Below are 16,077 nucleotides of genomic sequence, written 5' to 3'. Positions count from 1 at the left end.
GGACCGGCCCTGTGCGGCCGGAGAGAGGGGGACCGAGTGGGGGCGGACGAACTTCTGGTGCGCGTCGCAGGCGGCGACCAGAAGGCATTCGAGGAGCTCTACGCACTGGTGTCCGGGCCGGTGTTCGGACTGGTGAAGCGGGTGGTGCGGGATCCGGCCCAGTCCGAGGAGGTGGCCCAGGAGGTACTGCTCGAACTCTGGCGGTCCGCCGCCCGGTTCGACCCGGCCCGCGGCAGCGCCCTGTCCTGGGTCCTCACCCTCGCCCACCGCCGCGCCGTCGACCGGGTGCGCAGCGCCCGCGCGGCCGGCGAACGCGAGGAGCGCGAGGCCCGGCGCGCCCACCACCCCGCCTTCGACCATGTCTCCGAGGAGGTCGAGGCCGAACTCGAACGCGAATGGGTGCGCCGCTGCCTGGACCGGCTCACCGCCCTCCAGCGGCAGTCCGTCACCCTCGCCTACTACGACGGTTACACCTACCGTGAAGTGGCCGAGCGGCTCTCCCTGCCGCTGGGCACGGTCAAGACCCGCATGCGCGACGGACTGACCCGGCTGCGCGAGTGCCTGGGAGGAGTCGCGTGAGCATCCTCGGCCGACTGCTGGACCGCGAGGACCAGCACAGCCTCGCCGCGCCCTACGCGCTGGACGCCCTCGAACCCGACGAGCGGCGCCGTTTCGAGAAACACCTGGCGCGCTGCGACCGCTGCGCCGCCGAGGTGCGGGCGCTGTCCGAGGACGCCGTCCGCCTCGCCTGGTCCACGGCCGCCCCGGCGCCGGCCGCGCTGCGGGACCGGGTCCTGGCCGCCGTACGGACCACTCCGCAGGAACCCGCCCCGGCGCGTGGGCGTGAGCACACCCCCACGCTGCCGCCCCATGTGTGGGGGACCCAGCCGCCCCCGGCGCGCACCCGTGCGCCCCGGCCGCGCCCCCTGTTCGTCCCGTTCGCCACCGCGACCGCCGCGGCGGCTCTCGTCGTCGCCTCGCTGTTCGCCGTCCAGGCGAACCGGACCCAGGAGCAACTGGCTGCCGAGCGCGCCCAGGCACGTGAGATCGCCCACGTCCTGGCCGCTCCCGACGCACGGGCGACGACCGGCCGGGACGGTGAGGGCCGAAATATCGGAGTGATCGCTTCCGCATCTGAGGGGAGTGCGGTGGTCACCCTGAGCGGATACGGCGAGCTGCCGGACGACCGGGTGCACCAGCTGTGGCTCATGCGCCCCCAGGAGCAACCGCGCTCCCTGGGCCTCTTCGACGGCGACACGCCCTTGGTCGCAACGGGGCTCGAGCAGTCCGCCACGTCACTCGCCGTGACCGTTGAACCCGACGGCGGCTCAGCGCAGCCCACCAGCCAGCCAGTTGTTCAACTTGCCCTGAAATCGGTTGGATTCGGAGAGTGATCGTCAACACCCTTACGGGGAAGGTGAATCCTGCGCCCGCGATACACGCGTGCCCCAAGGGGGCGATAGGGTTACCCTGCCCGGGCCGGGTGGACTCGTACGGGTGGGGAGTGACATGGAACAGATAACAGTGCGCAGCAGGGCAAGGGTCCCTGCGATCACCTGCGGGAGCAGCGCGACCAGTTCGCGCCTCGACCGCCATCTCTCGGTGCTGGCGGGCCCTGCGGTCCCCCAGAGGGAGACGGCCGAGGCGACCTCGCTGATGCGTGAGCTGACCGCGCGTGAGCCTGCGCACACCCCCAGCGCCAGGGGTGCGCGAGTGAGCCGGGTCTCGCTCTTCGCGCCGCTGCGCCGGCTGCGCCGCACGCTGTTCGGCGGGCGCTGACCGACACCTGCGTCTCCTCGATGACTCGAGGACCCGCGCTCAGTCGGCCACACCGTCCCGGCGCCAGGCTGCGATCCCGCCGTCCATCATCCCCACGGCACGCGGCAACGCCCCGGTGTCCCGCCTGAGCGCGGGTACGTCCCCCCGCCGCCACGCGCCGCGCCCCCACCCGGCAGTGCCGGGCGCCCGCCCGTGTCCCCTCGTGGTGTCCGCGTGTGTCACCGCTCGCCGTGCGCGTACCGGCGTACCGCGAGCGGAGCGAACACCGTGAGCAGTACCGCGCACCATGCCAGCGACCCGACGACGGGATGGGCGACCGGCCAGGCGGCGTCGGCCGGTACGGGCGCGTTGCCGAAGAGGGCGCGCAGGGCCGTGGTGACCGCGCTGATCGGGTTCCACTCGGCCAGGGTGCGCAGCCAGTCCGGCAGACCGTCGGTCGGGATGTACGCGTTGGACAGCAGCGGCAGGATGAACGTCGCCCCACCCAGCTGACCGGCCGCCTCTTCGTTCCGCGTGAGCAGCCCCAGGAAGATCCCGACCCACGTCGTCGCGAACCGGAACAGCAGCAACAGCCCCACGGCGCCCGCCGCTCCGAGTGCGGACCCCTCGATCCGCCACCCCACCGCGAGCCCGACCAGCAGGAACGGCACCGTCCCGACGGCCGTCACGACCAGATCCGCGGCCGCCTGCCCCAGCGGCACGGCGGCCCGGCTCATGGGCAGCGTCCGGAAGCGGTCCATCACGCCCCGGTGCGTGTCCTGGGCGGCCTGGAACATGCCGGTCATGATCCCGTTGGCGGCGGTCGCCACCAGCAGACCGGGCACCAGGAAGGACCGGTACTCCGCGCCGGGCATCGCCAGGGCGCTGCCGAAGACATAGCCGAAGAACAGCAGCATGGTGACCGGCATGGTCTGGGTCAGGATCAGCAGCCCCGGATTGTTCCGGATCCGCCGCAGCTGCCGGCCCAGCATCGCGCCGCCGTCGTACGCCAACGTACTCATGCCGCACGCTCCTCGGTGAGCCGCAGGAAGACGTCGTCCAGGGTCGGTGGTCTGAGGCTCGCGTCGAGCAACGGCACACCCGCCGCGTCGAGTTCGCGCACCAGGCGGGGGAGCGTGAGCGTGACGTCCCTGGTGACCGCGCCGACGGCGCGCCGCTCGTGGTCGAACGAAGGCTCGACGCCGGTGAGTTGATCCAGTACGGCCGCCGCCTTCACCATGACGTCGGCGTCCGTGACGACGACCTCGACGTGTGCGCCCATGAGCGCCTTGAGCTGGGCGGGCGAACCCGTGTGCGCGACCCGCCCCCGGTCCACCAGGACGATGTCGTCGGCGAGCCGGTCGGCCTCCTCCAGGTACTGCGTGGTCAGCAGCACGGTCGTACCGTCGGCGGTCAGCTCCCGTACGGCGTCCCAGATGCGGTTGCGACTGGCCGGGTCGAGGCCCGTCGTGGGCTCGTCCAGGAACAGCACGTCGGGGCGGCGGACGAGACTCGCCGCCAGGTCGAGGCGGCGCCGCATCCCGCCCGAGTACGTGGACGCCGGCCGGTCGGCCGCCTCGGTCAGCCCGAAGCGGTCCAGGAGCTCGCCGGCCCGCTCGGCCGACCCGCGCACCCGGTGCAGCCGGGCGAACAGCCGGAGGTTCTCCCGGCCGGTGAGATCGCCGTCGACCGAGGCGTACTGGCCGGTGAGGCCGATCCGGCGCCGGACGGCTGCCGGCTCCCGGAGCAGGTCGTGCCCGGCGATGCGGGCCGAGCCGGCGTCCGGTCGCAGGAGCGTGGTGAGGAGCCGTACCGCCGTGGTCTTGCCCGCGCCGTTGGGGCCGAGCAGTCCGCAGACGGTGCCCTGCGCAACGGCCAGATCCAGTCCGCGCAGGGCGTGGACCTCGCCGAACCGCTTCTCCAGACCTTCACTAAGTACAGCGTACGTAGTAGTCATGGCCCGACCATAGCGCACTACGTACGGTGTACGTAACTAGGATGGTGGCCGAGGTGATGATCGATGGCGGGCAGAGCGGCCGAACCCGGGGTGATCTGGGCGCGACCCGAGCGGACGGGGCGAGGGCCGAAACCGGCGTTCACCCGTGCCGACATCGCGGCGGCCGCGGTGCGGATCGCGGACGCGGAGGGGCTGGACGCGGTGTCGATGCGGCGCGTCGCGGGCGAGCTGGGCTGCGGGACGATGTCGCTGTACAACTACGTCCCCCGCAAGGAGGACCTGTACGAGCTGATGGTGGACACGGTCAGCGGGGAGCACGAGCTGTGGGAGCCGAGCGGGGACTGGCGGGCCGGCATGGCCCGGGTCGCTCACCAGACGCGTTCGCTGATGCACCGGCACCCCTGGGTGACGCGGCTGATGTCACCGGTCTACGGCTTCAGCCCCAACGCCCTGCGCTACCTGGAGCACTGCCTGGCCTGCCTGGACCCGCTGGAGGCGTCCTACGGCATGAAGATGCAGCTCATCGGGATGCTGAACGGGTGTGTGACGTCGTATGTCGCGACGGAGCTCGCCAATGCCGAGCGGACCCGGTCCTTGCCGTGGTCGGCGGAGCAGGAGAACGCGGTACGGATCGCCTACCTCGGGAGTCAGGTGGCTGGCGGGGCGTATCCCAGGCTGGCGGCGGCGTTCGCGGAGGATCCTGGGCCGATCGATCTCGACGGGGCTTTTGAGTTGATGCTGAGCCGGATCCTGGACGCCTTCCAGTCCCGGAACTAGATCAGTGCGAACTGGCCCTCGGGGCCCTCTTCGTGGTGATCGAGAACCGAGGCCGGCTTCCGTGCCGCCTCCGCCACCGGAAGCACCCCTGGCAGGTCATCCCTGCCTCCGATCCTCCGATCTGGAATCCGTGCGCGACGAGGTCCTGAGGCTGTCGGAGGCGGAACTGCCCGGTGTGAGCGGCCTGAACGTCGCCTTCGTGGACGCCGTGGAGAACCGTGTCGTCGTGGAGTCCGAGTCGGCCCAGCCGGCCCTCGTCACGGCCCTGGGCGAGCGGTACGGCGCGGACACGGTGGCCCTGGAGGTCACGCCGGGTGTCGACATGGCGGAGCCGCAGGCCAACCGTCAGTACGACACCTCGCCCTACTACGGCGGGGCGCGCATCAAGTCGTACGTGACCGGAACGTCGTCCAAGTGGTGCACCGCCGGCTTCCCCTGGCGGTACGACGGCAAGTGGTACATGGTGACTGCCGGCCACTGCACCTCCGGCAACGGAGCCGTCCTGAACCCCAGCGAGAGCGACTACATCGGACCCGTGGTCCGGGACAACTGGAAGAACGGGTACGGGTCGGTGAAGCTGTCCGGTCAGAGCTACTACTCGGGTGACCTGGCCCTGTACCGGATCAACAGCGACAGCTCCGCTTCGGCCCGCATCTACAAGGGCAGCAAGACGTCTGGCACATCCCGCCCCGTCAAGGACTACTGGCGGCGCTGGGCGCAGAGCGGCGACCAGTTCTGCACGGGAGGCATGATGACCGGCGAGAAGTGCGGCTGGAAGATCAAGTCCACCAGGGCGACCGTCAAGTACGACGACGACGGATCCGTCGCCAGGAACATGGTCGTGGCCAAGAAGACGTCCGGCTCCTGCACCGTCAAGGGCGACTCTGGTGGTCCGACGTACACCGTCGACGGCAGCGGCCGCGCCTACGCCAAGGGCATCATCTCCGGGGGAGGCGGCGGTGGCGGTGACAACAGCGGCGGTCTTCTCGACCCGTGCTGGCTGTATTTCACCGACATCGGACTGGCCAACAGCGCCTTCCCTGGAACGGTTGCGAGGAACTGACATGCGCCGCACTGTGCTCACACCGCTCCTCGCGCTGGCCCTGACCGGATGCTCGTTCGTCGGTCAGGACACGCCGTGCGCCCAGGCCGACGCGGACTCGGCGGTCTCCCTCGTGTGGCGGCCGTCCGACTTCGGCGGCCGGGACGCGGCGACGATCAAGCTGTGCGTGGACGGCACCTGCAGAGAGCGGGCGTCGGGGGACCCCGACGACCCGTTCGGCTCGGTGTCGGTCCGCCTGCCCGACGACATCGGCGCGTCCACCGTGCCGGTGAAGCTCACCGTGACGTCCGCGGAGACCGGCGATCCGGTGGTCATGGACAGCACCCGGGCCAGACTGACCGAGCAGCACCCCAACGGCACGTCCTGCCCGCCCACCGTCTGGACGGCGACCTTCCGAGCCGATCCCGACAAGGGACTGACCTCGCCGAAGGGCATGAAGCTCCAGTAGGGAGCCCTTCGCAAGCGCCCGTTCCCAAGTACCACCGGGAGGGGGCGCTTCGTGCCTCCACCCCGCTCGTGGCTGTTCGATCGCGAACAGCTTCAACATCGGCCGCCCCACCCCTGACAGATCCCACCATCGGCGCCGACTACACAGCACAGGTCCTGGTGGAGGAGGTCTAGAGGAGCGCCAACTGCCCCTCCGGGCCCTCCTCGTGGGCGTCCAGGACCGACGCGGGGTGGCGGGCCGCCGCGGGGACCGGCAGGACGCCGGCGTCGCGCAGGTCGGTCGCGGTGAGGGGCGACTCCGCCTGCGCCGGTGGCAGTTCGGCCAGCAGCGTGAGGACCGTGATCAGCTCCAGCAGCTCCGACGTCCACGCCTGGGGCCAGGTCGCCGGACGGATCGCGAGAAGCGTGCCGGGCTCGCCCTCGGCCGTCCGTGCCACGAACCACTGCTCCAGGACCCGGACACCGCCCGCCTCAAAGTCCCAGGCCGGGGACGGCACGGGGGAGATGCGGCCCTCGTCGAGGTGCAGAGTCTCCTCGTCGCGGTCGTAGTGGAGCGTGCGCGGGCGGGCGGGCAGCGGGGCGCGGACGTAGGGGCGGCGGCCGCCGGGGAGCTTGGGGCGGTCGCCGTCGCGGCGCAGCAGCCAGAGCATGCGGCGGCCGGTCTCGACGCCGTGCGACCAGAGGCCGGGGTCGTCGGTGAGCGGGACGGTGAGGTCCGCCCGTACGGCGGTCAGGATCCAGGCCAGCACGTCGACCGGGTCGGGGGCCTGTCCGAGACGGGTGGCCAGGTGCTCCAGCAGGCCCGGGGCCAGGTTGGGTTCCGCGCCGCCGGGGCGGCGGTACAGGGGGCGGATCCGGCCGGGGCGGAGCAGCGGGAGCAGGGAGGTGGCCAGCAGGTGGGGGCCGCTGCCCTCCGGGTTCTCGACCACGAACACCTGCCGTTCGTCGGCCACCCGCCACAGCTCCGGTCGCGCCGCGTCGATCAGACGGTGGTCCGGAATCAGCCACTGCTCGTCGAAGGGGGACAACAGGACCCGGACCGGCTCGGGGCAGGGGCCTTGCGCACGCAGCAGTTTCTCCGTGCCGGTGGACCGGCCCGGCAACTGCCCGACCGCCGAGTGCAGCGTGCGTGAGCGCGTGGGCTCGAACAGGGCCTCCCGGTCCGCGCCCTCGGCTTTCATCAGGGCGTCCCAGCGGGACTTGAGGGAGGACGGATCGGGGGCCGTCGGCCACCCCCGGCCGAGTCGCGGCGGTGCGACGGACCACGGCATGAGGTCCGTGAGCAACGGAGCGTCGTCGTGCGTCACGCCCGGCATCGTACGACGGGCTTCCGACACCGGGGTCATGTGGCGTCCAGGGTCACCGTGAAGGAGAAGCGGTCCCCGCGGTAGTGGATGACGGCCACGTCCAGCACGCGCCCGGCCGTGTCGTAGGTGATGCCCGTGTAGTGCAGGATCGGGCTGAGCAGCGGGACGTTGAGGAGGCGGGCCGTCTCCGGGTCCGCGAGGCGGGCCTCCACGGTGTCCGTGATGCGGCTGATGTCCGCGCCCACGATGTCCCGCAGCACCTTGGTCATCGGCCAGCGGACCAGGTCGTCCAGGTCGATGCGGTCGGCCAGTTCGGGACGGACGTGGTTGTGGGCGTGGTTGGTCGGCTCGCCCGTCTTCTCGTCGCTGCGCAGCCGGTGGTACGTCGCCACCTCGGCGAGATCCGGGAAGAACTCGGCGAGTTCCGCGGGCACGCGCGCGTGGCCGTGGTCCAGCAGCTCGGTCGTCATGCCGGACTGCTGGGCCACGATCGCGTCCACCGAACCGAGCAGCCGTACGGGGGTGCCGCGGCGGACGTTCGGCTCGATGAACGTGCCGCGCCGGCGGTGACGGGTGATGAGGCCCTCGTCCTCCAGCTCCTTCAGCGCCTGCCGCATGGTCAGCACGCTCACGCCGTAGTGCACCGCCAGTTGTTCCTCCGTGGGCAGGCGCAGCGGGTCCGCCGGCGAGCGGCCGAGGATCGAGGCGCGCAGCGACTGCGAGACCTGGTACCAGAGCGGCAGCTTGCGGTTCAGGACGATGGAGTCCGGGGCGAAGGAGGTCACGGGGCCATCCGTACCGGCCGGGGAATGTTCAGTGCAAGGGGCCGAAGTGCCGCTGCAGGCCCTGCCACACGTCGTCGTAGCGGTCTTGCATGTGCTCCGCGCGGGCCGCCTGCGGGGTCAGGGTCACCGGCCAGCGCGTCTCGAACATGAACGCCAGGCCGTCGTCCACTTTCTGCGGCCGCAGTTCGGCCGCGCTCGCCCGGTCGAACGTCTCCCGGTCCGGACCGTGCGCCGACATCATGTTGTGCAGCGAGCCGCCGCCCGGCACAAAGCCCTCCGCCTTCGCGTCGTACGCGCCCTCGATCAGGCCCATGTACTCGGACATGACGTTGCGATGGAAGTACGGCGGCCGGAAGGTGTCCTCGCCCACCAGCCAGCGCGGCGCGAAGACCACGAAGTCGACGCCCGCGAGGCCGGGGGTGTCGCTCGGTGCGGTCAGCACCGTGAAGATCGACGGGTCGGGGTGGTCGTAGCTGATGGTGCCGAGCACATTGAAACGACGCAGGTCGTATGTGTACGGCACATGGTTGCCGTGCCAGGCGACGACGTCGAGCGGCGAGTGGTCGTAGGTGGCCGTCCAGAGGTTGCCGCAGAACTTGTTGACCACCTCGACCGGGCCCTCGACGTCCTCGTACGCGGCGACCGGCGCCCGGAAGTCGCGGGGGTTGGCCAGGCCGTTGGCGCCGATCGGGCCGAGGTCGGGCAGGCGGAAGGGGGCGCCGTAGTTCTCGCAGACGTAGCCCCGGGCCGTCGGGCTCTGCCCGCCGTTCGACACAGTGTCGAGGAGCTCCACACGGAAGCGCACCCCGCGCGGGATCAGCGCCACATGTCCCGGTTCCGCCGCCAGCAGCCCGAACTCGGTGCGCAACAGCAGCCCGCCGCGCTCCGGGACGATCAGCAGCTCGCCGTCCGCGTCGCTGAACACGCGGTCCATGTCGGCGTCGGCGTGGTACAGGTGCACGGCCATGCCGGCGCGCTGGGTCGCGTCGCCGTTGCCGCCCAGGGTCCACAGGCCGGCCAGGAAGTCCGTGCCGGGCGCCGGCTCCGGCAGGGGGTTCCAGCGCAGCCGGTTCGGGTCGGGCACGGTCTCGGTGAAGGGTGCCGTGCGCAGTGTGCCGTTGTCGGTGCGGGTGAAGGCCGGGTGTGCGGCCGACGGGCGGATCCGGTAGAGCCAGGAGCGGCGGTTGTGCGCCCGCGGTTCCGTGAAGGCCGTCCCGCTGAGTTGCTCCGCGTAGAGGCCCAGGGGGGCGCGCTGTGGTGAGTTGCGGCCCTCGGGCAGTGCGCCCGGGACGGCCTCGGAGCTGTGCTCGTTGCCGAACCCGTGGAGGTGGGCCAGCCCTTCGGCGGTCTTCCGCGCGTCCCCGCTCATGATCGGTGCTCCCTTGCACGTGATTCCTATGGTTCACCATAGGAATGCGGCTCGGGGTGCGCAAGAGGTCCGTACGACCTCCTCTCCACGGACGACCCGGAGGACGACGAGAACCAGACTCCAGGGGGATTCGGGGTGTCGGACCGGTGTTCTAGTCTCCCGTTTCATGTCGTGGACGCGCCGAACTCCCGCCGCGCTCGCGGTCTGTGTCCTGCTGCTGACCGGATCCGTGGGCTGTGGCACCAGCGCTGCGGGAGGACAGAAGAACGGGGAGTCGCCGTCGCCGGTGGGCAGACTCCTCGAGGACACCGACGACGAGGGGCAGCCCTACCGGGAGGTGGACGAGGAGCGCGCCCCCGAGGTCGACATCGAGGTCCAGCCCGACGCCTCCGGTGGCGGCTGGGACGTACGGCTGACCGCCCGTGACTTCCGCTTCTCGTCGGCCGGTACACGGCCGAAGGCGGTGCCCGGCCAGGGGTTCGCCCGCCTCTTCCTGGACGGCCGCCCGGTAACCCGACTGCGCACGCCCGAGTACCGTCTGGCCGCCGGTCTCGTCCCGCGCGGCACCCACCAGGTCACCGCGCGGCTGTACGCCGACGACGGCACCGTCTGGGCGGTCGACGGCGAACCCGTCGAGTGCACGGCCGACATCACCGCCTCGGGAACCGAGCCGGCGCCCACGGCCGAGGGACCCGCCGGTTCACCGGATCACGCCGGCCGGGCATCATGAAGCCCGTGCCCCATGCGACAACGCTCCGTCGTGCGCCCGTACAGCGGCGCAGCGCCGAACGGCTGACCCGGATCCTCGACGCCTGCGCCGAGCTCCTCGACGAGGTCGGCTACGACGACCTGAGCACCCGCGCGGTCGCCCAGCGCGCCGGTGTCCCCATCGGCTCGGTCTACCGCTTCTTCGGCAACAAGCGCCAGATGGCCGACGCGCTCGCGCAGCGCAACCTGGAACGCTACGCCGAGCACGTCACCGAGCGGCTGAAGGACGCCGAACGGGGCGACTGGCGGACCGCCCTGGACGCCGTGCTCGACGAGTACCTCGCCATGAAGCGCACCGCACCCGGCTTCTCCCTGGTCGACTTCGGCAACCAGATCCCGGTCGGGGTCCGCCACGGCGAGCCCAACCATCGTGTCGCCGACCGTCTCACCGACCTGCTCTCCGGCCACCTCGACCGCACCCCCGACGAGGAACTGCGCCGCTCCTTCCTGGTCGCGGTGGAGACCGCGGACACCCTGGTGCATCTGGCGTTCCGGGTGGACCCGGAAGGGGACGAGAAGATCATCGGGGAGATGCGGGAGATGCTGCGGGGGTATCTGGCGCGCGTACTGGACTGAGAGCCGACGATTTCCGGACCCCGTCTGCGTGAGGCCTCCCCTCCGTGCATACCGGTCGGTATGCTCGGCGCAGTCCGTGCGTCACCGCTGCCGCCAGCCCTCCGGGAGGACCCGTGTCCCGCACCGCCCTGCGTATCTGCCCCCTGTGCGAGGCCACCTGTGGGCTGACGCTCACCCTCGAGGGAACCCGCGTCACCGGCGCCCGTGGTGACCGCGACGACGTGTTCAGCCAGGGCTTCATCTGCCCCAAGGGCGCCTCCTTCGGGGCCGTCGACGGCGACCCCGACCGGCTGCGCACCCCGCTCGTGCGCAGGGACGGGGAGCTGTGCGAGGCCACCTGGGAGGAGGCGTTCGACGCCGTGGCCGCCGGGATCCGGCCGGTCGTCGAGCGATACGGGCCGAACGCCGTCGGCGTCGTCCTCGGCAACCCCAACGTGCACACCATGGCCGGCGCGCTGTACCCGCCGCTCCTGATCGCGGGGCTCGGCACCCGCAGCCTGTTCACCGCGTCCACGGTCGACCAGATGCCCAAGCACGTCTCCAGCGGGCTGCTCTACGGCGACGCCAACGCCATCCCCGTGCCCGACCTGGACCACACCGACCACCTGCTGCTCATCGGCGCCAACCCGCTGGAATCCAACGGAAGTCTGTGCACCGCCCCCGACTTCCCCGGCCGGCTCAAGGCCCTCAAGGCGCGCGGCGGCACCCTCACCGTGATCGATCCGCGCCGCACCCGCACCGCCAAACTCGCCGACCGGCACATCGCCGTCCGCCCCGGCACCGACGCCCTGCTCCTCGCGGCGATGGCGTACGTCCTCTTCGCGGAGGACCTGGTCGACCTCGGTGACCTCGCGCCGCACGTCCAGGGCCTGCCCGAACTCCAGGACGCCGTACGGGACTTCAGTCCCGAAGCCGTCGCGGCGGCCTGCGATGTCGAGGCCGGCACGATCCGCACCCTCGCCCGCGAGCTTGCCGCCGCCCCCACTGCCGCCGTCTACGGCCGCATCGGCAGCTGCACCGTCCCGCACGGCACGCTCGCCAGCTGGCTCGTCGACGTCCTCAACATCCTCACCGGCAACCTGGACCGGCCGGGTGGCGCCCTGTTCCCGCAGGCCGCCACCGACCGGACGCCCCGGCCCGCAGGACCCGGCCGCGGGTTCGCGCTCGGCCGCTGGCACTCCCGGGTGAGCCGCCACCCCGAGGCCAAGGGCGAGCTGCCGCTGTCCGCGCTCGCCGAGGAGATCGACACCGCCACCGAGGAGGGCGAGCCCGTCCGGGCACTGATCGCCGTGGCCGCCAACCCCGTGCTCTCCGCGCCCGACGGCGACCGCCTCGACAAGGCCCTCGACTCGCTCGACTTCATGGTCAGCGTCGACCCCTACCTCAACGAGACCTCCCGGCACGCCCATGTCGTGCTGCCGCCGCCCCCGCCCGCGCAGAGCGCCCACCACGACTTCGCCTTCAACACCCTCGCCATCCGCAACCAGGTCCGCTACACCCGCCCCGCCGTGCCCCTGGAGCCCGGCAGGACGGCCGAGACCGAGATCCTCGCCCGTCTGGTCCTGGCCGCCACGGGCATGCACGGCGCCGACCCGGCGGCCGTGGACGCGATGGTCATCGACCAGACCCTCGGCAAGGCGGTCGGGGACCCCCGCTCGCCGGTGCACGGGCGCGACCCCAAGGAACTCGCCGCACAGCTCACCGGTGCGAACGGCCCCGAACGCCGGCTCGACATGATGCTGCGCCTCGGCCCCTACGGCGACGGCTTCGGCGTACGACCGGACGGCCTGACCCTGGAGAAACTGCTCGCCCACCCGCACGGCATCGACCTCGGCCCGCTGCGGCCCCGGCTTCCGCAGCCGCTGAAGACGGTCAGCGGGAAGGTCGAACTGCTCCCGCAGCCCATCGCCGACGACCTGCCCCGGCTCCGCGAGGCCCTGCGGGAACGACCCGAGGGGCTCGTCCTCGTCGGCCGCCGCCATCTGCGGTCCAACAACAGCTGGATGCACAACGTGCCCGCCCTCACCGGCGGCACCAACCGCTGCACCCTGCACATCCACCCGGAGGACGCCGAACGCCTCGGTGTGCGCGACGGGGCACCTGTGCGCGTGAAGGGCGCCGGGGGAGAGGTGACCGCACCCGCGGAGATCACCGACGGTGTGCGCAGGGGCGTGGTCAGCCTGCCGCACGGCTGGGGCCACGACCGCCCCGGCACCCGCCTCACCCATGCCGCCACCGACCCCGGCGTCAACGTCAACCAGCTCCTCGACGGCAGCCTGCTCGACCCGCTGTCGGGCAATGCGGTCCTCAACGGAGTGCCCGTGGAAGTCTCCGCCGTGACCGAAAAGCTCACCCCGCTGACCTGAGCAAAGCTGTGACCAGCAGTTTTGCGCTTATTGCTCGCACGTCAACGTCTTGTTAACGCTGCTCGAGGGGACCTAACGTCGTCGCACCGCCGGCCCAGGTGGAAGTTCAAGGGCGAACGTTAGGTATCCACTCATGCTGACCATCCTCGGCTTCACCATGATCGCGACCTTCCTGGTCCTGATCATGATGAAGAAGATGTCGCCCATAGCGGCGCTCGTGCTCATACCCGCACTGTTCTGTGTCTTCGTCGGCAAGGGCGCGCAGCTCGGCGACTACGTCATCGACGGCGTCTCCAGCCTCGCTCCCACCGCGGCGATGCTCATGTTCGCGATCGTCTACTTCGGTGTGATGATCGACGTCGGGCTCTTCGACCCGATCGTCCGGGGGATCCTCAAGTTCTGCAAGGCCGACCCGATGCGGATCGTCGTCGGTACGGCCCTGCTCGCCGCGATCGTGTCGCTGGACGGCGACGGCTCGACCACCTTCATGATCACGGTCTCGGCCCTGTACCCGCTGTACAAGCGCCTGAAGATGAGCCTGGTCATCCTGACCGGTGTCGCGGCGATGGCCAACGGCGTGATGAACACCCTGCCGTGGGGCGGCCCGACCGCGCGCGCCGCCACCGCCCTGAAGCTGGACGCCAGCGACATCTTCGTGCCGATGATCCCGGCCCTGGCCGTCGGTCTGCTCTTCGTGATCGTCCTCTCGTACGTCCTCGGTCTGCGCGAGCGCAAGCGGCTCGGCGTGCTGACGCTGGACGAGGTGCTGGTGGAGGAGAGCGAGAAGGAGACGGTCCTGGTCGCGAGCGGCTCCGGCTCCGGCTCCGGCAAGGGCGTCGCGAGCACCGGCGGTTCCGGCTCCGGCACCGGCACTGACGCTCCCGAGGACGACGACTTCCAGGGCCTCGACCCCGACCGGCCCACCCTGCGCCCCAAGCTGTACTGGTTCAACGCGCTGCTCACGGTCGGCCTGCTCACCGCCATGATCATGGAGCTGCTGCCGATCCCGGTGCTGTTCCTGCTCGGTGCCGCCCTCGCGCTCACCGTCAACTTCCCGCACCTGCCCGACCAGAAGGCCCGGCTCGCCGCCCACGCCGACAACGTCCTCAACGTCTCCGGCATGGTCTTCGCCGCCGCCGTGTTCACCGGCGTGCTCCAGGGCACCGGCATGGTGGACAGCATGGCCAAGTGGATGGTCGACGTCATCCCCGAGGGCATGGGCCCGCACATGGCCCTCGTCACCGGCATCCTGAGCCTGCCGCTCACCTACTTCATGTCGAACGACGGCTTCTACTTCGGCGTCCTCCCGGTCCTCGCCGAGGCCGGCGCCGCGCACGGTGTCTCGCCGCTGGAGATGGCCCGCGCCTCGCTCGTCGGCCAGCCGCTGCACATGTCCAGCCCGCTCGTCCCTGCCGTGTACGTGCTGGTCGGCATGGCGAAGGTCGAATTCGGCGATCACACGCGGTTCGTGGTGAAGTGGGCCGTCCTCACATGCCTCGTGATCCTCGGGGCAGGCATCCTGTTCGGGATCATCTGACCCGTTGACCGGTGGAGGTTCGCTCATCGTGAGGCCCGGCAGGAACCGCGGCTGGCTGCTCCGTCTCGTCATCGCCTTCAGCTTCGCGCAGGGGGCGGTGTCGATGGCCCGGCCGGCGGTCTCCTACCGGGCCCTCGCGCTGGGCGCCGACGAGCGGGCGGTCGGTGTGATCGCCGGTGTCTACGCCCTGCTCCCCCTGTTCGCCGCCGTCCCCCTGGGCCGCCGTACCGACCACGGCCGCTGTGCGCCCCTGCTGCCCGCCGGTGTCGTCCTGATATCCGGCGGCTGCGCGCTCAGCGGCCTCGTCGACTCCCTCTGGGCGATGGCGATCTGGAGCGGTGTCATGGGCCTCGGGCACCTCAGCTTCGTGATCGGCGCCCAGTCCCTGGTCGCCCGCCAGTCCGCCCCGCACGAACAGGACCGCAACTTCGGCCACTTCACCATCGGCGCCTCGCTCGGCCAGCTGGTCGGCCCGATCGCGGCCGGGGCGCTGATCGGCGGCCACGACATGGCGGGCACCAGTGCGCTCGCCCTGCTCGTCGCGGGTGCGGGTGCCGCGGTGGCGTTCACGTCGCTGTGGCGCATAGAGGATCGTCGTACGACGCCCACGTCCCGTACCGGACAGGGAGACCGCGTCCCCGTCCACCGCATCCTGCGCGCGCGGGGCGTGCCCGCGGGCATCCTGATCAGCCTCTCGGTGCTGTCCGCGACCGACGTCCTCACGGCCTACCTGCCCGTGGTCGGCGAAGAACGGGGCATCGCACCGTCCGTGATCGGCCTGCTGCTCAGTCTGCGCGCGGCGGCCACCATCGCCTGCCGGCTGGTTCTCACGCCCCTGCTGCGGCTGGTCGGCCGCACCCTGCTGCTCACCGTGACCTGCCTGCTGGCGGCCCTGCTGTGCGCGGGCATCGCCCTGCCGGTGCCGGTGTGGGCGCTGGCCCTGATCCTCGCCGCCCTCGGCTTCTGCCTGGGCGTCGGCCAGCCGCTGTCCATGACGACGGTCGTCCAGGCGGCCCCCGAGGGCGCCCGCTCCACGGCCCTCGCCCTGCGTCTGACCGGCAACCGCCTGGGCCAGGTCGCCGCCCCCGCCACGGCCGGCCTGATCGCCGGGATCGCGGGCGTGGCCGCGCCGTTCGTGATGCTCGGCGGGCTGTTGCTGCTGTCGGCGGGCGTGGCGTTGCGCTCCCCGGCCAGGCCGGCCGAGGAGGACACCGCCTCGGCCGGCAGACGTCCGTCGCCCCACCCGACGGCGCAGCGCAAGAGCGACGCCTGACGCCACGCGCTGGGTACCTCTGGTGCCGGAGGCTTCAGGGGCACCCCTGGCGCCGGAAAACTAACACCGCTAGTTTGGGCGCCGGACGACGCAC

General features: G+C 71.4%; 16 protein-coding genes. 11 read left to right on the top strand and 5 right to left on the bottom strand.

The annotated features are described in order from the left end of the window. Positions 1-36: 36 nt before the first annotated feature. The 3 genes from sigK to ACFV7R_RS09895 all read left to right on the top strand — a co-directional run bounded on the left by sigK (position 37) and on the right by ACFV7R_RS09895 (position 1,779). Entirely contained in the window at positions 37-579 is a 543-nt protein-coding gene (gene sigK, locus ACFV7R_RS09905) for an ECF RNA polymerase sigma factor SigK (protein ID WP_165396161.1), read from the top strand. Continuing rightward, positions 576-1,394 (top strand): anti-sigma factor domain-containing protein, encoded by an 819-nt coding sequence (locus tag ACFV7R_RS09900; RefSeq protein ID WP_385261916.1) that lies wholly within the window; start codon positions 576-578, stop codon positions 1,392-1,394. The genes sigK and ACFV7R_RS09900 overlap by 4 nt, the downstream gene beginning before the upstream one ends. Before the next feature lie 115 nt (positions 1,395-1,509). Further along, entirely contained in the window at positions 1,510-1,779 is a 270-nt protein-coding gene (locus tag ACFV7R_RS09895) for a hypothetical protein (protein ID WP_129797053.1), read from the top strand. Positions 1,780-1,997: 218 nt separating this feature from the next. On the opposite strand, the gene ACFV7R_RS09890 is transcribed toward ACFV7R_RS09895, so the two are convergent. Both ACFV7R_RS09890 and ACFV7R_RS09885 read right to left on the bottom strand, forming a co-directional pair. After that, the gene (locus ACFV7R_RS09890) at positions 1,998-2,780 is read right to left on the bottom strand and encodes an ABC transporter permease (protein WP_385261914.1); all 783 of its coding nucleotides are present in this window, start codon (positions 2,778-2,780) and stop codon (positions 1,998-2,000) included. After that, positions 2,777-3,715, bottom strand: coding sequence for an ATP-binding cassette domain-containing protein (locus ACFV7R_RS09885; protein ID WP_385261912.1), 939 nt, complete (start codon positions 3,713-3,715; stop codon positions 2,777-2,779). Before ACFV7R_RS09885 ends, ACFV7R_RS09890 begins: the two co-directional genes overlap by 4 nt. Before the next feature lie 63 nt (positions 3,716-3,778). Here ACFV7R_RS09885 and ACFV7R_RS09880 point away from each other — a divergent pair, with 63 nt between their 5' ends. From ACFV7R_RS09880 to ACFV7R_RS09870, 3 genes are all read left to right on the top strand, one after another. Then, positions 3,779-4,492 carry a TetR/AcrR family transcriptional regulator C-terminal domain-containing protein gene (locus ACFV7R_RS09880; RefSeq protein ID WP_385261909.1) on the top strand — a complete coding sequence of 238 codons (714 nt, stop codon included), beginning with the start codon at positions 3,779-3,781 and terminating at the stop codon, positions 4,490-4,492. A 130-nt stretch (positions 4,493-4,622) separates the two neighbouring features. Further along, entirely contained in the window at positions 4,623-5,555 is a 933-nt protein-coding gene (locus ACFV7R_RS09875; protein WP_385261907.1) for a trypsin-like serine protease, read from the top strand. Position 5,556: 1 nt separating this feature from the next. Then, complete coding sequence (locus ACFV7R_RS09870) at positions 5,557-6,003, top strand: hypothetical protein (RefSeq protein WP_385261906.1); 447 nt, start codon at positions 5,557-5,559, stop codon at positions 6,001-6,003. 169 nt (positions 6,004-6,172) lie between these two features. Here the strand turns inward: ACFV7R_RS09870 and ACFV7R_RS09865 are convergent, their stop codons facing one another. Genes ACFV7R_RS09865 through hmgA form a run of 3 tightly spaced genes read right to left on the bottom strand, consistent with a single transcriptional unit; the run spans position 6,173 to position 9,463 of the window. Beyond that, a complete protein-coding gene (locus ACFV7R_RS09865; protein WP_385262148.1) occupies positions 6,173-7,318 on the bottom strand; it encodes a type ISP restriction/modification enzyme in 1,146 nt (381 codons plus the stop codon). Positions 7,319-7,344: 26 nt separating this feature from the next. Further along, the gene (locus tag ACFV7R_RS09860; protein ID WP_385261903.1) at positions 7,345-8,094 is read right to left on the bottom strand and encodes a GntR family transcriptional regulator; all 750 of its coding nucleotides are present in this window, start codon (positions 8,092-8,094) and stop codon (positions 7,345-7,347) included. 28 nt (positions 8,095-8,122) lie between these two features. Beyond that, positions 8,123-9,463: a homogentisate 1,2-dioxygenase gene (gene hmgA, locus ACFV7R_RS09855; protein ID WP_385261901.1), complete on the bottom strand. Its 1,341-nt coding sequence runs from the start codon at positions 9,461-9,463 to the stop codon at positions 8,123-8,125. A gap of 166 nt (positions 9,464-9,629) precedes the next feature. Between hmgA and ACFV7R_RS09850 the strand changes: the two genes are divergently transcribed. The 5 genes from ACFV7R_RS09850 (at position 9,630) to ACFV7R_RS09830 (ending at position 15,983) form a co-directional block, all read left to right on the top strand. Next, positions 9,630-10,193, top strand: coding sequence for a hypothetical protein (locus tag ACFV7R_RS09850; protein ID WP_385261898.1), 564 nt, complete (start codon positions 9,630-9,632; stop codon positions 10,191-10,193). After that, positions 10,190-10,807 carry a TetR family transcriptional regulator gene (locus ACFV7R_RS09845; protein WP_385261896.1) on the top strand — a complete coding sequence of 206 codons (618 nt, stop codon included), beginning with the start codon at positions 10,190-10,192 and terminating at the stop codon, positions 10,805-10,807. Before ACFV7R_RS09850 ends, ACFV7R_RS09845 begins: the two co-directional genes overlap by 4 nt. 113 nt (positions 10,808-10,920) lie before the next feature. Next, positions 10,921-13,173 carry a molybdopterin oxidoreductase family protein gene (locus ACFV7R_RS09840; protein WP_385261895.1) on the top strand — a complete coding sequence of 751 codons (2,253 nt, stop codon included), beginning with the start codon at positions 10,921-10,923 and terminating at the stop codon, positions 13,171-13,173. A 133-nt stretch (positions 13,174-13,306) separates the two neighbouring features. Then, positions 13,307-14,710, top strand: a complete 1,404-nt coding sequence (locus tag ACFV7R_RS09835; RefSeq protein ID WP_385261893.1) for a CitMHS family transporter — start codon at positions 13,307-13,309, stop codon at positions 14,708-14,710. Between the two features lie 28 nt (positions 14,711-14,738). Next, positions 14,739-15,983: an MFS transporter gene (locus ACFV7R_RS09830; RefSeq protein WP_385261892.1), complete on the top strand. Its 1,245-nt coding sequence runs from the start codon at positions 14,739-14,741 to the stop codon at positions 15,981-15,983. The last annotated feature ends 94 nt before the right edge of the window (positions 15,984-16,077 follow it).

Origin of the sequence: Streptomyces sp. NPDC059866, assembly GCF_042731325.1 — a bacterium.
Taxonomy (GTDB): Bacteria; Actinomycetota; Actinomycetes; order Streptomycetales; family Streptomycetaceae; genus Streptomyces; species Streptomyces flavusporus.
Note: the sequence above shows the minus strand (reverse complement) of the source record. Positions and strands in the feature narration are given on the sequence as shown.

Excerpts from the sequence above, each read along its gene's own strand:
- ACFV7R_RS09870 (WP_385261906.1), top strand. The coding sequence starts at position 5,557 with ATGCGCCGCACTGTGCTCACACCGCTCCTCGCGCTGGCCCTGACCGGA.
- ACFV7R_RS09865 (WP_385262148.1), bottom strand. The coding sequence starts at position 7,318 with ATGCCGGGCGTGACGCACGACGACGCTCCGTTGCTCACGGACCTCATG.
- ACFV7R_RS09835 (WP_385261893.1), top strand. The coding sequence starts at position 13,307 with ATGCTGACCATCCTCGGCTTCACCATGATCGCGACCTTCCTGGTCCTG.
- ACFV7R_RS09845 (WP_385261896.1), top strand. The coding sequence starts at position 10,190 with ATGAAGCCCGTGCCCCATGCGACAACGCTCCGTCGTGCGCCCGTACAG.
- hmgA (WP_385261901.1), bottom strand. The coding sequence starts at position 9,463 with ATGAGCGGGGACGCGCGGAAGACCGCCGAAGGGCTGGCCCACCTCCAC.
- ACFV7R_RS09850 (WP_385261898.1), top strand. The coding sequence starts at position 9,630 with ATGTCGTGGACGCGCCGAACTCCCGCCGCGCTCGCGGTCTGTGTCCTG.
- ACFV7R_RS09885 (WP_385261912.1), bottom strand. The coding sequence starts at position 3,715 with ATGACTACTACGTACGCTGTACTTAGTGAAGGTCTGGAGAAGCGGTTC.
- ACFV7R_RS09880 (WP_385261909.1), top strand. The coding sequence starts at position 3,779 with ATGGCGGGCAGAGCGGCCGAACCCGGGGTGATCTGGGCGCGACCCGAG.
- ACFV7R_RS09890 (WP_385261914.1), bottom strand. The coding sequence starts at position 2,780 with ATGAGTACGTTGGCGTACGACGGCGGCGCGATGCTGGGCCGGCAGCTG.
- ACFV7R_RS09895 (WP_129797053.1), top strand. The coding sequence starts at position 1,510 with ATGGAACAGATAACAGTGCGCAGCAGGGCAAGGGTCCCTGCGATCACC.